At 62.8% G+C, this 13,577-nt stretch carries 12 protein-coding genes; 8 read left to right on the top strand and 4 right to left on the bottom strand.

Features of this window, described 5'->3' with window-relative positions:
- Positions 1-91: 91 nt before the first annotated feature.
- Both PMI38_RS13590 and PMI38_RS13585 read right to left on the bottom strand, forming a co-directional pair.
- The gene (locus PMI38_RS13590) at positions 92-730 is read right to left on the bottom strand and encodes a peroxiredoxin (RefSeq protein ID WP_008094861.1); all 639 of its coding nucleotides are present in this window, start codon (positions 728-730) and stop codon (positions 92-94) included.
- 165 nt (positions 731-895) lie between these two features.
- On the bottom strand, positions 896-2,227 hold the full coding sequence (locus PMI38_RS13585) for an OprD family porin (protein WP_008094858.1): 1,332 nt from the start codon (positions 2,225-2,227) through the stop codon (positions 896-898).
- 502 nt (positions 2,228-2,729) lie between these two features.
- Here PMI38_RS13585 and tauA point away from each other — a divergent pair.
- The 4 genes from tauA to tauD are packed head-to-tail and all read left to right on the top strand — an operon-like array spanning position 2,730 to position 6,226.
- Positions 2,730-3,701 (top strand): taurine ABC transporter substrate-binding protein, encoded by a 972-nt coding sequence (gene tauA / locus PMI38_RS13580; protein WP_008094857.1) that lies wholly within the window; start codon positions 2,730-2,732, stop codon positions 3,699-3,701.
- A 19-nt stretch (positions 3,702-3,720) separates the two neighbouring features.
- Positions 3,721-4,509, top strand: a complete 789-nt coding sequence (gene tauB / locus PMI38_RS13575) for a taurine ABC transporter ATP-binding subunit (RefSeq protein ID WP_008094856.1) — start codon at positions 3,721-3,723, stop codon at positions 4,507-4,509.
- Positions 4,506-5,345, top strand: coding sequence for a taurine ABC transporter permease TauC (gene tauC, locus PMI38_RS13570; RefSeq protein ID WP_008094855.1), 840 nt, complete (start codon positions 4,506-4,508; stop codon positions 5,343-5,345). The genes tauB and tauC overlap by 4 nt, the downstream gene beginning before the upstream one ends.
- A gap of 47 nt (positions 5,346-5,392) precedes the next feature.
- Positions 5,393-6,226 (top strand): taurine dioxygenase, encoded by an 834-nt coding sequence (gene tauD / locus PMI38_RS13565; RefSeq protein ID WP_008094854.1) that lies wholly within the window; start codon positions 5,393-5,395, stop codon positions 6,224-6,226.
- A 134-nt stretch (positions 6,227-6,360) separates the two neighbouring features.
- Here the strand turns inward: tauD and betT are convergent, their stop codons facing one another.
- Both betT and epsC read right to left on the bottom strand, forming a co-directional pair.
- Positions 6,361-8,322 (bottom strand): choline transporter BetT, encoded by a 1,962-nt coding sequence (gene betT, locus PMI38_RS13560; protein ID WP_177324911.1) that lies wholly within the window; start codon positions 8,320-8,322, stop codon positions 6,361-6,363.
- A gap of 303 nt (positions 8,323-8,625) precedes the next feature.
- Positions 8,626-9,558 (bottom strand): serine O-acetyltransferase EpsC, encoded by a 933-nt coding sequence (epsC, locus tag PMI38_RS13555; protein WP_008094852.1) that lies wholly within the window; start codon positions 9,556-9,558, stop codon positions 8,626-8,628.
- Between the two features lie 270 nt (positions 9,559-9,828).
- Here epsC and tcyJ point away from each other — a divergent pair, with 270 nt between their 5' ends.
- The 4 genes from tcyJ (at position 9,829) to PMI38_RS13535 (ending at position 13,546) form a co-directional block, all read left to right on the top strand.
- Positions 9,829-10,623 carry a cystine ABC transporter substrate-binding protein gene (gene tcyJ / locus PMI38_RS13550; protein WP_008094851.1) on the top strand — a complete coding sequence of 265 codons (795 nt, stop codon included), beginning with the start codon at positions 9,829-9,831 and terminating at the stop codon, positions 10,621-10,623.
- Positions 10,620-11,288: a cystine ABC transporter permease gene (gene tcyL / locus PMI38_RS13545; RefSeq protein ID WP_008094850.1), complete on the top strand. Its 669-nt coding sequence runs from the start codon at positions 10,620-10,622 to the stop codon at positions 11,286-11,288. The genes tcyJ and tcyL overlap by 4 nt, the downstream gene beginning before the upstream one ends.
- Positions 11,289-11,290: 2 nt before the next feature.
- Positions 11,291-12,052 carry an L-cystine ABC transporter ATP-binding protein TcyN gene (gene tcyN, locus PMI38_RS13540; protein WP_008094849.1) on the top strand — a complete coding sequence of 254 codons (762 nt, stop codon included), beginning with the start codon at positions 11,291-11,293 and terminating at the stop codon, positions 12,050-12,052.
- 252 nt (positions 12,053-12,304) lie between these two features.
- Positions 12,305-13,546, top strand: coding sequence for an SfnB family sulfur acquisition oxidoreductase (locus tag PMI38_RS13535; protein ID WP_008094848.1), 1,242 nt, complete (start codon positions 12,305-12,307; stop codon positions 13,544-13,546).
- The last annotated feature ends 31 nt before the right edge of the window (positions 13,547-13,577 follow it).

Here is a 13,577-nt window from a genome sequence, read left to right as displayed (position 1 = left end):
CGGCGATGAGGCCCTTGCAGGCATAAAAAAGGGCCGTCGAAACGGCCCGAATATCCCTGCTATGGCTAAGAGCAATGCAACGAGGAATGCGTCAGCGGTTGGGTTGCGGGGTCAGCCGCAGATAGGGTTTGACCGCCCGATAACCTTTGGGGAAGCGCTGCTTGATTTCGTCCTCGTCCTTCAGCGAAGGCACGATTACCACCTCGTCGCCGTCCTGCCAGTTACCTGGCGTGGCGACCTTGTGGTTGTCGGTCAGCTGCAGCGAGTCGATGACCCGCAGGATTTCATTGAAATTGCGCCCGGTACTGGCTGAATAGGTGATGGTCAGGCGCACTTTCTTGTTCGGATCGATGACGAACAGCGAGCGCACCGTCAGGGTGTCGCTGGCGTTCGGGTGGATCAGGTCGTACAGGTCGGAAACCTTGCGGTCGGCGTCGGCGATGATCGGGAAATTGACCACGGTGTTCTGGGTTTCATTGATGTCATCGATCCAGCGGTGGTGTGAATCGACCGGGTCCACCGAGAGGGCGATGGCCTTGACCCCACGCTTGGCGAAATCGTCCTTGAGCTTGGCGGTCAGGCCCAGTTCGGTGGTGCACACCGGCGTGAAGTCGGCCGGGTGGGAGAACAGCACACCCCAGCTGCTACCCAGCCATTCGTGGAAACGGATCTTGCCTTCGCTGGAGTCCTGTTCGAAATCAGGGGCGATGTCGCCGAGTTTGAGGCTCATGGGGTGCGGCTCCTGTGCTGTGTTCTGGCCTTGTTGGGTTCAATGTGCCTGCATCCTGATCAAAATAAAAAGAATAAATACTGATTTATTTATAACCATACGGCATACGGAATTGCAGGCACAAAAAAGCCTCGCACTAGGCGAGGCTTTTCGATCAGCTACGGCTTACAGGAAGTTGTAAGTGTAGTTGAAGATCAGACGGGTCTGATCCTGGTCAGCCAGCGAGCTGGTGCCGGTGCCACGGTAAACGCCGTGACGCAGGCTGGCGCCCAGGCCTTTCAAGGTGCCCTCCTGGATCACGTAGTCGACGCGTGCATCACGCTCCCACTCGCTGAAGGTACCGTTGCCGTTGGCGTTCTTGCCGTCTTCACCTTTCAGGTAGGCGACCGAGGCTTTCAGGCCTGGAACGCCCAGACGCGCGAAGTCATAGGCGTACTGACCGAAGGTGGTGTTTTCACCGGCCTTGGCGAACTGGTTGACCATGCTGTCGGTGAACAGGTAGAAGCTCGAACCACCGGCGCCTTCGTTGCGGCCATTGCCGTCAACGACGCTACCCTGGTTCAGCCAGACGAAGCCACCGTCATCATTGACGCGCTGGTGACCGAGCAGCAGCGAGTGGCCACCCAGGGTGTAGGTGAAGATCGCGGACCAGGTCTTGTTGTCGACCTCGCCAGGGGTCTTGGCGAAGCCGCCGTTGTTGTTGAAGTTGTAGCCACCGCCGTCACCGTTCTTGCCGTCGCTGCTGCTGTCGAAGTAGCGCAGGTCGGTCTTGAACGACTGGTCGTCAGCGATCTTGAACACGTGGGTCGCGCCCAGGAAGTGCTGCTTGTAGAAGTCTTCCAGGTTCGAGTAGTAGTACTGCAGGGTCAGGTCTGGGGTGAGCTTGTAGTCCAGGCCGCCGTAGCGGAACTTGTTGCTGTCCTGGGTAGCGCCCGCGATCGACAGACCGGTACGGTTGCTCGACGCACGGCCCATGGCGTGGGTCAGCTGACCGGCGTTGACGGTCAGGTTGTCGATTTCCTTCGACTGGATGGTGCCACCCTCGAAGGTCTGCGGCAGCAGACGGCCATCGTTGGCGACGAGGATCGGCAGGTTCGGCGCCAGGGCGCTACCGTAGTGAACCTCGGTCTTCGAGAAGCGAGCCTTGGCATTGCCACCCACGCGCGCCCAATCGCTCACTGCGGAGCCGTCGGAGTCGCTTGGGAAGAAGCTGCTGTTGTCTGGGTGCTTGCCGCGACCGCCATCCAGGTGAATACCCCACAGGGCCTGGATATCGACGCCGAAACCAACGGTGCCCTCGGTGAAACCGGACAGGTAGTCGAGCTTGAAGCCCTGACCCGATTCACGGTTGTCAGCGCCGCCATCACGGTTGTCGTTGTTGAAGTACATGGTGCGCGAGCTCAGCGCCAGTTTGCTGTCTTCAACGAAACCTGCAGCAGCTGCTTGTTGGGCGAAAACCCCCAGTGCCACGGCCAGAGCCAGGCTGGACTTGTACATGTTTTGCTCCTCTACGTTCTAATTCTTGTGTATCTCTGGCGGCGGGATCTGCTGCCCCGCTCACCGTGGATGGGCGATTTAGTCCCAAAGCGTGACCAATAAGTCAATCGTTTCTAAACGTTTCGCGACTTTGGTCTAAGGACATCTCCTGCGCTACAGGATAATGACAATCCTATAAATCCAAAATGACTGTTTTATGAATTTGTAAGACTTTTAAGGAATATCAATGAAACCTTCACTGCGAAAAGTTGTATCGACGCCGTCAATCATACCTTTAGGTTATGTGCAAACGTTTGCCGACCCGCTACGTGCCAAGCCACCTTATGACGAGGGATCAAAGGCTAGCAGCGGTCCAATGATCTGCCAGTCGTCATCTTCGACACCTTGCGTGGGTTAAAGCGTTTGGCTCCTAAGCTAATTCTAAAAAGTTATTTATTTTTGATTTCTTAGATCATCTAGTCTTCTCGCCATCAAAGCCCAATTGCCTGACGAGAGGTTCACCATGATCCCGCATGCCCCGCTGCGCCTGTTCGCCGCCCTGTCTCTCGCCAGCGCCAGCTGGTTGGCCCAGGCCGCCGACCTCACGGTTGCCTACCAGACCACCGTTGACCCGGCCAAGGTGGCTCAGGTCGATGGTTCCTATGAAAAAGCCAGCAAGGCCGACATCGCCTGGCGCAAATTCGACAACGGCGCCGATGTCATCACGGCGGTAGCCAGCGGCGACGTGCAGATCGGCTACCTGGGCTCGAGCCCACTGGCCGCCGCCGCCACCCGCAAGCTGCCGGTCGAAACCTTCCTGATCGCCACCCAGATTGGCGCCGGCGAAGCTCTGGTCGCCCGTGACAGCATCAAGACGCCGCAAGACCTGATCGGCAAGAAAGTCGCCGTACCGTTCGTTTCCACCGGCCACTACAGCCTGCTGGCCGCGCTGAAAAGCTGGAACATCGACCCGTCCAAGGTGCAGATCCTCAACCTGGCGCCGCCGGCGATCATCGCTGCCTGGAAGCGCGGCGACATCGACGCCACCTACGTCTGGGACCCGGCCCTGGGTGTGGCCAAGGAAAACGGCAAGGTGCTCATCACCTCGGGCGAACTGGCCAACAAAGGCGCACCGACCTTCGACGCCTGGATCGTGCGCAAGGACTTCGCCGACAAGCACCCGGACGTGGTCAAGGCCTTCGCCAAGGTCACCCTCGACGCCTACGCCGACTACCGCAAAGACCCCAAAGCCTGGCTGGCCAACCAGGACAACGTGGCCAAGCTGGTGAAGCTGTCCGGCGCCAAGGCCAGCGACATCCCGGTGCTGCTGGAAGGCAACGTCTACCCGCTGGCCGCCGACCAGGCCAATGCCCTGGGCGCACCGACCACCAAGGCGTTGACCGACACCGCCACGTTCCTCAAGCAACAAGGCAAGGTCGACGCGGTACTGCCGGACTACTCGCCCTACGTCAGCGCCAAATTCCTGCCTAACTGAACCTGATCCGGAGCCCGTCATGGCCTTGCTCGAACTGGAGCGCATCAGCGCACAGTACCCCGGTGCCAACACCCCGGTGCTGGCCGACATCAACCTGAGCCTGGGTCCTCGCCAACTGCTGGTGGCCCTCGGGCCATCGGGCAGCGGCAAGACCTCGCTGCTCAACCTGATCGCCGGTTTCGTCGCCCCCAGCGGCGGGCGCATCAGCCTCGATGGCGTGCCGGTGCAAGGCCCCGGGGCCGAACGCGGCGTAGTGTTCCAGGACGACGCCCTGCTGCCCTGGCAGAACGTGCTGGGCAATGTTGCCTTCGGCCTCGAACTTGCCGGCGTGCCACGTGCAGAACGTGAAGCCAAGGCGCGCGAAATGCTGGCCCTGGTCGATCTCGCCGGTTTCGGCGAGCGGCGCATCTGGCAATTGTCCGGCGGGCAGAAGCAACGCGTGGGCCTGGCCCGCGCGCTGGCAGCCGACCCACGGGTGCTGCTGATGGACGAGCCGTTCGGCGCACTCGACGCCTTTACCCGCGAACAGATGCAGGAACTGCTGCTGCAGGTGTGGCAACGCACGGCCAAGCCGGTGTTCCTGATCACCCACGACATCGAAGAAGCGGTGTTCCTGGCCAGCGAGCTGGTACTGCTGGCGCCCAACCCGGGGCGTGTGGTCGAGCGCCTGCAACTGGACTTCGGCCAGCGCTACGCCGCCGGCGAGCCGGCCCGGGCGATCAAGTCCGACCCACGCTTCATCGAAACCCGCGAGCATGTGCTGGCGCGGGTGTTCTCCCAACGCCAAAGCCTGCAGGAGCCCGCATGAGCAGCATCGATCTGCCGGTCGCCGGCAAGCGCAACGCCCACACCCGGCCAGCCGTCAAGGCCCGCCGCCCGCTTTCCACCCGCTGGATCAGCACACTGACCCTGGCCAGCCTGCTGCTGGTCTGGTGGCTGGTGACCGCTGTCGGCTGGATCGAACCGCTGTTCCTGCCCTCGCCCAGCGATATCCTGGCCAAGGGCTGGACCCTGCTCACCCAGGGCTACATGGACGCCAGCCTGTGGCAGCACCTGGGCGCCAGCCTGGGTCGTATCGGCCTGGCCCTGGCCGCCGCTACCCTGACTGCCATCCCGGTCGGCATCGCCATTGGCTACAACCGTGTGGCACGCGGCATCCTCGACCCGCTGATCGAGTTCTACCGGCCGATTCCGCCGCTGGCCTACCTGCCGCTGATCGTCATCTGGTGCGGGATCGGCGAGCTGTCCAAGGTGCTGCTGATCTACCTGGCGATCTTCGCCCCGATCGCCATCGCCACGGCCACCGGCGTGCGCACCGTCGACCCGGCCAAGCTGCGCGCCGCCCAGTCGCTGGGCGCCACCCGGGCCCAACTGATTCGCCATGTGATCCTGCCCAGCGCGCTGCCCGACATCCTCACCGGTATCCGCATCGGCCTGGGGGTCGGCTGGTCGACCCTGGTCGCCGCCGAACTGATCGCCGCGACCAGCGGCCTGGGCTTCATGGTGCAGTCGGCGGCGCAGTTCCTGGTCACCGATGTGGTGGTGCTGGGCATCCTGCTGATCGCCCTGATCGCCTTCGCCCTGGAGATGGGCCTGCGCGCCCTGCAACGCAAGCTGGTGCCCTGGCACGGGCAAAGCCACTGAATTGGACTGACCACGCCGGCAACCCGGCGCCTAGCACGAGATAAGCCATGAGCCTGACCATTACCCCACTCAGCCCGGCGCTTGGCGCCCAGATCAGCGGCGTGGACATCAGCCGCGAGATCAGCGCCGAGCAGCGCGACGCCATCGAGCAGGCGCTGCTCCAGCACCAGGTGCTGTTCTTCCGTGACCAGCCGATCAACCCGGATCAGCAAGCGCGCTTCGCTGCCCGCTTCGGTGATTTGCACATTCACCCGATCTACCCCAACGTGCCGGAAACCCCGCAGGTGCTGGTGCTCGACACCGCCGTCACCGACGTGCGCGACAACGCCGTGTGGCACACCGACGTGACCTTCCTGCCCACCCCTGCACTGGGTGCGGTACTCAGCGCCAAGCAGCTGCCGGCCTACGGTGGCGACACCTTGTGGGCCAGCGGCATCGCCGCGTTGGAGGCACTGTCGGCGCCGCTGCGCAAGATGCTCGATGGACTGAGCGCCACCCATGACTTCACCAAGTCGTTCCCGCTGGAGCGTTTCGGCACCACGCCGGACGACCTGGCGCGCTGGGAAGAAACCCGGCGCAAGAACCCACCGCTGTCGCACCCGGTGGTGCGCACCCACCCGGTGAGCGGGCGCAAGGCGCTGTTCGTCAACGAAGGGTTCACGACGCGGATCAACGAATTGAGCGAGCTGGAGAGCGAGGCGCTGCTGAAGCTGCTGTTCGCCCATGCGACGCGGCCGGAGTTCAGCATTCGCTGGCGTTGGCAGGAGAATGACGTGGCGTTCTGGGATAACCGCGTGACGCAGCATTTTGCGGTGGATGACTATCGGCCGAATCGGCGGGTGATGCATCGGGCGACCATCCTTGGGGATGCGCCGTTCTGAACTTTGATGTGACCTGTACCGGCCTCTTCGCGGGACAAGCCCGCTCCCACAGGATTTCCGCTGCCCTCAAGCATTACGCGGTTCCTGTGGGAGCGGGCTTGTCCCGCGAAGAGGCCGGTGAAACCAACGACAACCTAGCGGACCAGATGCAGGTACTGCATGTGCCGCTCGTACTGGTCGAGGATGTCGTTGATGATCTGCTCCTTGCTGTAGCCCACCAGATCATAATTCTGGCTGCCTTCGCTCAAGTGCACCTCCGCCCGGTAATAGCGGCGGTTCTTCAACTCCTGAGTCCCCAACCCACCCAGCGCGAACGACGGCGTGAAGTAGCCACGCATCTGCACCTGGTAGATGAACGGCTGTTCCTCGCCATGGCCGACCTTCAGGCTGACGTTGTCATGGCTCGGGTCATCCTGGGTAATCAGGGTCAGCCCCTTCTGCTCGAACACTTCACGCACGTCGGCAATCGCCGGGCGCACCACGTCGTCCATGAAGCGGTACACCTCATCCCGTGACGGGAAGTGCACAGCCTGGCTCAAGCGCTGCCGCCAACCACCACGGCCGCGACGGGACTGGGCGAACGGCGCCAGCGAATGCATCTGCGCGATCTGCCGCTGGCTCTCCAGGTAGAAGGCCTTGTGCAGCCCCCACATCATGCACAGCAGGATCAGCGAGAACGGCAGCGACGTCAGCACCACCGCCGATTTCAGCGAATCGATGCTGCCGGCGAACAGCAGCCCGCTGGTGATCAGCGCGGTCATCACGCCCCAGAAGATACGCAGCCAGTTCGGGCCGTCTTCGTCGGCGTCACCGCCCTTGGCCGACAAGGTCGACAGCACCACCGTGCCGGAGTCGGCCGAGGTGACGAAGAACACGAAGCTGATGAACACCGTCACCGCGATGACCGTCTTGCTCCACGGGTAGGTTTCCAGCAGCAGGTACAGGCTCATCGACGGGTTGTCCAAGGCCGACTGCCCGAGGGCTGTCATGCCGTGGTTGATCACCTGGTCGAGCGCGCTGTTGCCGAAGATCGACATCCACGCCAGGGTGAAGCCCAGCGGAATCAGCAGCACGCCGAAGACGAACTCACGGATGGTGCGGCCACGGGAAATACGCGCGATGAACAGCCCCACGAACGGCGCCCAGGCAATCCACCAGGCCCAGTAGAACACCGTCCAGCCACCCAGCCAGTCGCGGTTCTCGCCGTAGGCGTACACGTCGAAGCTCTTGCGCGGCAAGGCCCCCAGGTAATCGCCGAGGTTCTGGATCAAGGTGTTGAACAAGTGCTGGGTGGGCCCGGCGAACAGCACGAACAGCAGCAGCGCGCAGGCCAGGAACAGGTTGATGTCGCTCATCACCCGCACGCCCTTCTCCACCCCGGCGACCGCCACGGCCACCGCCGCGCCCATCATCAAGGCAATGAGCATCACCTGCACCCACTGGCTGTGGCTGATGCCGAACAGGTAGTCGAGGCCGGCATTGAGGTGCAGCACGCCGAAGCCCATGTCGGCCCCCAGGCCGAACACCGTGGCGATGATGCCGAAGCCATCCACCGCGTAGCCGATCGGCCCGTTGATGCGCTTGCCGATCAGCGGGTACAGCGCCGAGCGCAGGGCCAACGGCAGGTTGTGACGGTAGGCGAAATAGGCCAGCGCCATGCCGACGAAGGCGAACACGCCCCAGCCATGCAGGCCCCAGTGCAGGAACAGGATCTGCATCGCCTGGCGCCCGGCTTCCGCGGTACCGGCCTCGCCTTGCGGCGGCTGCAGCATGTGCGTCAGCGGTTCGGAGACGCAGAAGAAGAACAGGGTGATGCTGATGCCGGCGGCGAACAGCATCCCGGCCCACGACAGGTAGCTGAACTCGGGTTCGTCGTGGTCGGCACCGAGCTTGATCTTGCCGTAGCCGGACAAGGCGGTGACCACCACGAAGACCAGGTACAGCGTCATGGCCAGCATGTAGTACCAGCCGACCGTGTTGGCCGCCCAGTTCTGCGCCGCCATCAGCCATTCGCCGGCAGCTTGCGGGAAGGCGATGACCACCAGGCCGAAGAGAAGGATGAAACTTGCCGCGAAGTAGAACACCGGGGGGTTCATGCGCATCTTGCCGGTGGCAAGTGAGGGGTTCGGTGCACTCATTTTGCATGCACCTCGTCGATTGACGTGAGGTTCGGGTTGAACGGGTTCAGCAAAGGAATCCTCCTGTTGAACACCGGCAGCGGACCAGCGTTTTTCGTTGAACAAGCGTTCAAGTTAAACATGGATTGGACTTCAATGCGAACCGGGGGGCTGATTGGTGCATGCCTGTACCGGCCTCATCGCGGATGAATCCGCTCCTACAAGCGGAGGTGAACCTGTAGGAGCGGATTCATCCGCGAAGAAGCCAACACGGTCCTCAGTTCAGTTCTTGTCCTGGCAATCCAGCTGCAAATTCGCCTGGGTGATGTTGCTCTCGGCCGGCACGCTGCGGGTCAGCCAAACGTTGCCGCCAATGGTCGAGCCTTTGCCGATGGTGATACGCCCAAGTATGGTAGCCCCCGCATAGATCACCACATCGTCCTCGACGATCGGGTGCCGTGGCAGGCCCTTGTGCAGCGTCCCCGACTCATCGCTGGGGAAGCGCTTGGCACCCAGCGTGACCGCCTGGTAGATACGCACCCGCTCACCAATGATCGCGGTCTCGCCGATCACCACGCCGGTGCCATGGTCGATGAAGAAGCTCTGGCCGATCTGCGCGCCGGGGTGAATGTCGATGCCCGTGGCCGAGTGCGCCAGCTCCGAACTGATCCGCGCCAGCAGCGGCAAACCGGCCTGGTACAGATGATGGGCCAGGCGGTGATGGATGATCGCCAGAATCCCCGGGTAGCACAGCAGGACTTCATCGACGCTGCGCGCCGCCGGGTCGCCGTGGTAAGCCGCCAGCACGTCGGTATCGAGCAGCACCCGCAGGCCAGGTAACGCTGCGGCGAAATCCTGGATCAGGCGCAAGGCCTGGCCATCGACTGCAACCGAGTCGCCCTTGCTTTGGCGTGCGGCGTAACGCAGCTCAAGGCGCGCCTGGGCCAGCAAGGCGGTCAGCGCCGCATCCAGGGTATGGCCCACGTAGAAATCTTCGCTCTCCTCGCGCAGGTCCACCGGGCCCAGGCGCATCGGGAACAGCGCCCCGCACAGTTGCTCGAGGATCTGCCGCATCGCCTCGCGCGAGGGCAGCTCGCGCCCGCCCTGCTCGCCAATGCTGCGGCCATTGCGGCTGCGCCACTGCTCACGGGCACCGCGCAGGCCGCTGACGATGCTGTGCAACTGCCAATGCGCGGATGATGGTTGTTCGCTCACGGGGTTCTCCTGCCAGTGGGGCAATCTGTGGTTTTGCAATCCACTCTACGGCAAATCCGTCCCTTGGAAAAAACAACGCTTTATTCCATCCTGCGCTAAGTCAGGCATAAGCGGCGATGACGAACCGGGCATCCTCGCCTACCCTCAAGACAACCGAATCCTGAACCTTTTCAAAAACGCATAAGAAAATAAGTTTTTATTATTTCCTGGCCTATGAAGCCAACTCTATAGTCGCCACCCACTACTTCCACAACAAGCGCGGGGCCTGACATGTCGAAATTCGCCAAACCGCTTCTCAACGCCAGCCTGGCCATCCTTCTGGGCGCCGGCCTGCTCAGCCAGGCATTCGCCGGCGAGCAATTGAAGACCATCCAGGAAAAAGGCGTGATCAACGTCGGCCTCGAAGGCACCTACCCGCCCTTCAGCTTCCAGGATGAGAACGGCAAGCTGGCCGGCTTCGAGGTCGAGCTGTCGGAGCTGCTGGCCAAGGAGCTGGGGGTCAAGGCCAAGATCCAGCCGACCAAGTGGGACGGCATTCTCGCCGCGCTGGAATCCAAGCGTCTGGACGTGGTGGTCAACCAGGTGACCATCTCCGAGGAGCGCAAGAAGAAGTACGACTTCTCCGAGCCTTATACCGTCTCCGGTATCCAGGCGCTGATCCTGAAGAAAAAGGCCGCCGAGCTGAATATCCAGAAGGCTCAGGACCTGGCGGGCAAGAAAGTCGGCGTGGGCCTGGGCACCAACTACGAACAGTGGGTCAAGCAGGACGTACCGAAAGCAGAAGTGCGCACCTACGAGGATGACCCGAGCAAGTTCGCCGACCTGCGCAACGGCCGCATCGACGCCATCCTGATCGACCGCCTGGCCGCGCTGGAATACGCGCAGAAAGCCAAGGACACCGAACTTGCCGGCGAAGCCTTCTCGCGCCTGGAAAGCGGCGTGGCCCTGCGCAAAGGCGAGCCTGAACTGCTGGCGGCCATCAACAAGGCCATCGACAAGCTCAAGGCTGATGGCACGCTGGCCAAGCTGTCCGAGAAATACTTCGGTGCCGATGTCACCAAATGATCGCTGAAAGCCTGCAACTGGTAGTCGACTCCACGCCCTTCCTGCTGAAGGGCGCGGGTTATACCGTGCTGCTGAGTGTCGGCGGCATGTTCTTCGGCCTGGTGCTGGGCTTTGCCCTGGCGCTGATGCGGCTGTCGAAGATCCTGCCGCTGAACTGGCTGGCACGCATCTATGTCTCGTTCTTCCGGGGCACGCCGCTGCTGGTGCAGCTGTTCGTGATCTACTTCGGCATGCCGCAGATCGGCATCGAGCTCGATCCGATCCCGGCCTCGCTGATCGGCCTGTCGCTGAACATGGCCGCCTACATCTGCGAAATTCTCCGTGCGGCGATCTCGTCCATCGACCGTGGTCAGTGGGAAGCCTGTGCCAGCATCGGCATGACCCGCACCCAGGCCATGCGCCGCACCATCCTGCCTCAGGCCCTGCGCACCGCGCTGCCGCCTTTGGGCAACAGCTTCATCTCGCTGGTCAAGGACACCGCCCTGGCGGCGACCATCCAGGTGCCCGAGCTGTTCCGCCAGGCGCAGCTGATTACGGCGCGCACCTTCGAAGTGTTCACCATGTACCTGGCGGTTGCGGTGATCTACTGGATCCTCTGCAGCATCCTCGCGCACTTCCAGAACCGCATGGAAGCGCGGGTCAACCAGCACGACCAGGAGCACTGAAGATGATCGTCGTAGAAGGCCTGTCCAAGCAGTTCAAGGGCCAGACCGTGCTCAACGGCATCGACCTGACCGTGCAGCCCGGTGAAGTGGTGGCCATCATCGGCCCCAGCGGCTCGGGCAAGACCACCTTCCTGCGCTGCCTGAACCTGCTGGAAACCCCGGACGCCGGGCGCATCCGCATCGGCGACATCAGCATCGATGCCAACCGCCCGCTGGGTGGGCAGCAAAGTGCGATCCGCCGTTTGCGCCAGCAGGCCGGGTTCGTGTTCCAGAACTTCAACCTGTTTCCCCATCGCACGGCCCTGGAGAACGTCATCGAAGGGCCGGTGATCGTCAAGAAGACCCCTCGCGAGCAGGCCATCGAGCTGGGCCGGCGCCTGATGGCCAAGGTTGGCCTGGCGGGCAAGGAAGACGCCTACCCCCGGCGTCTTTCGGGCGGCCAGCAGCAGCGCGTGGCCATCGCCCGTGCGTTGGCCATGGAGCCGGAGGTGATCCTGTTCGACGAACCCACCTCGGCGCTCGACCCGGAACTGGTCGGTGAAGTGCTGGCGACCATCCGGGGGCTGGCTGAAGAAAAGCGCACCATGATCATCGTCACCCACGAGATGAGCTTTGCTCGGGATGTGGCGAACCGGGTGATCTTCTTCGACAAGGGGGTGATCGTCGAGCAAGGCGAGGCCAAGGCGCTGTTCGCCAGCCCCAGGGAAGAGCGTACGCGGCAATTCCTGCGCAAGTTTCTCGGCACCGCGGCCAGTCAGGACTGACGCATTCGCGGGACAAGCCCGCTCCCACAGGTTCACTAGGCTTCATGCATTGTGGTTTTCCTGTGGGAGCGGGCTTGTCCCGCGAATAGGCCAGCACATCCAGCGCAAATCCTCACTTCTATATATATTCCAAAAGGTTAGTTCATAAACTTTTAATAAGCCTTTAGGGTATATAAACCGGACCACCGGACCAGCAAACGCTTGTCGCCCATCAGCTGAAGCGACGCATCCACTTTGTGAGGTTCGGTACTGATGTCCACCCTGTCAAAACCCCAATTCCACAGCGATCTCGACAGCTCGCCCCTGCTGCTGCCGGCGAAGGTACTGCGCAACGACGCCGAAGCCCTGCAAGCCGCCCGTGAACTGGCCGAAGCCGCCCGCGAGCAAGCCGCCCGCCGCGACCAGCAGCGCAAGCTGCCCTGGGCCGAGATCGAGCAATTCACCCGCAGCGGCCTGGGCAGCATCAGTGTGCCCAAGGCCCATGGTGGTCCCGACGTCTCGTTCGAAACCATCGCCGAGGTGTTCCGCATCATCAGCGCCGCCGACCCGGCCCTGGGACAGATCCCGCAGAACCAGTTCGGCATGCTGCAACTGCTGCGCGTGACCGCCACCGAGGCGCAACAGGCGCTGATCTTCCGCAGCGTGCTCGACGGCTGGCGCATCGGCAATGCCGGACCGGAGCGCGGCACCAAGGACACCCTGACCCTGAAGGCGCGCATCACCCGTACAGGCGACGGCTATCGCATCAGCGGCGAGAAGTTCTATTCCACCGGCGCGCTGTTCGCCCACTGGGTCGCCGTCAAGGCCCTGGACGACGAAGGCCGCCAGCGCCTGGCCTTCGTCCGCCGGGGCTCGCCGGGGCTGCGTATCGTCGATGACTGGTCGGGCTTTGGCCAACGCACCACGGCCAGTGGCACCGTGCTGCTGGACCAGGTGCCGGTCGACGCCGAGCTGGTGATCGACAACTGGCGCCAGCGTGACCTGCCCAATATCCAGGGCGCCGGCTCGCAGCTGATTCAGGCCGCCATCGACGCCGGTATCGCCGAGGCGGCGATCGACGACGCCATTCATTTCGTGCGCGAGAAGTCGAGGCCGTGGATCGAGGCCAAGGTCGAGCGGGCCAGCGACGACCCCTATGTGATTGCCGACATCGGCCGCCTGAAACTCGAACTGCATGCAGCCCAGGCGCTGCTGCGCAAGGCGGCGCGGGTACTGGACGAGGTCAACGCCGCACCGATCGATGCTGCAGCGGCGGCACGGGCTTCGATTGCCGTGGCCGAGGCCAAGGTGCTGACCACCGAGATCTCCCTGCAGGCCAGCGAGAAGCTGTTCGAGCTGGCCGGCAGCCGCGCCACCCTTGGCGAATTCAACCTCGACCGCCACTGGCGCAATGCCCGGGTGCACACGCTGCATGACCCGGTGCGCTGGAAGTACCACGCGGTGGGTGCCTATTACCTCAACGGGACCTTGCCGGCGCGGCATTCCTGGATCTGATTTGTGGCCTTGGGGCTGCCTTGCAGCCCAA

The sequence above is a fragment of the Pseudomonas sp. GM84 genome (assembly GCF_000282535.1).
In the GTDB taxonomy this organism is placed as follows: domain Bacteria; phylum Pseudomonadota; class Gammaproteobacteria; order Pseudomonadales; family Pseudomonadaceae; genus Aquipseudomonas.
The sequence above is the reverse complement of the archived record's forward strand: the minus strand, read 5'-3'. Positions and strand labels throughout refer to the sequence as shown.

What these genes read in the sequence shown, in the direction of transcription:
- PMI38_RS13590 (WP_008094861.1), bottom strand. Translation starts at nt 730, where the DNA reads ATGAGCCTCAAACTCGGCGACATCGCCCCTGATTTCGAACAGGACTCC.
- PMI38_RS13585 (WP_008094858.1), bottom strand. Translation starts at nt 2,227, where the DNA reads ATGTACAAGTCCAGCCTGGCTCTGGCCGTGGCACTGGGGGTTTTCGCC.
- tauA (WP_008094857.1), top strand. Translation starts at nt 2,730, where the DNA reads ATGATCCCGCATGCCCCGCTGCGCCTGTTCGCCGCCCTGTCTCTCGCC.
- tauB (WP_008094856.1), top strand. Translation starts at nt 3,721, where the DNA reads ATGGCCTTGCTCGAACTGGAGCGCATCAGCGCACAGTACCCCGGTGCC.
- tauC (WP_008094855.1), top strand. Translation starts at nt 4,506, where the DNA reads ATGAGCAGCATCGATCTGCCGGTCGCCGGCAAGCGCAACGCCCACACC.
- tauD (WP_008094854.1), top strand. Translation starts at nt 5,393, where the DNA reads ATGAGCCTGACCATTACCCCACTCAGCCCGGCGCTTGGCGCCCAGATC.
- betT (WP_177324911.1), bottom strand. Translation starts at nt 8,322, where the DNA reads ATGAACCCCCCGGTGTTCTACTTCGCGGCAAGTTTCATCCTTCTCTTC.
- tcyJ (WP_008094851.1), top strand. Translation starts at nt 9,829, where the DNA reads ATGTCGAAATTCGCCAAACCGCTTCTCAACGCCAGCCTGGCCATCCTT.
- tcyL (WP_008094850.1), top strand. Translation starts at nt 10,620, where the DNA reads ATGATCGCTGAAAGCCTGCAACTGGTAGTCGACTCCACGCCCTTCCTG.
- tcyN (WP_008094849.1), top strand. Translation starts at nt 11,291, where the DNA reads ATGATCGTCGTAGAAGGCCTGTCCAAGCAGTTCAAGGGCCAGACCGTG.
- PMI38_RS13535 (WP_008094848.1), top strand. Translation starts at nt 12,305, where the DNA reads ATGTCCACCCTGTCAAAACCCCAATTCCACAGCGATCTCGACAGCTCG.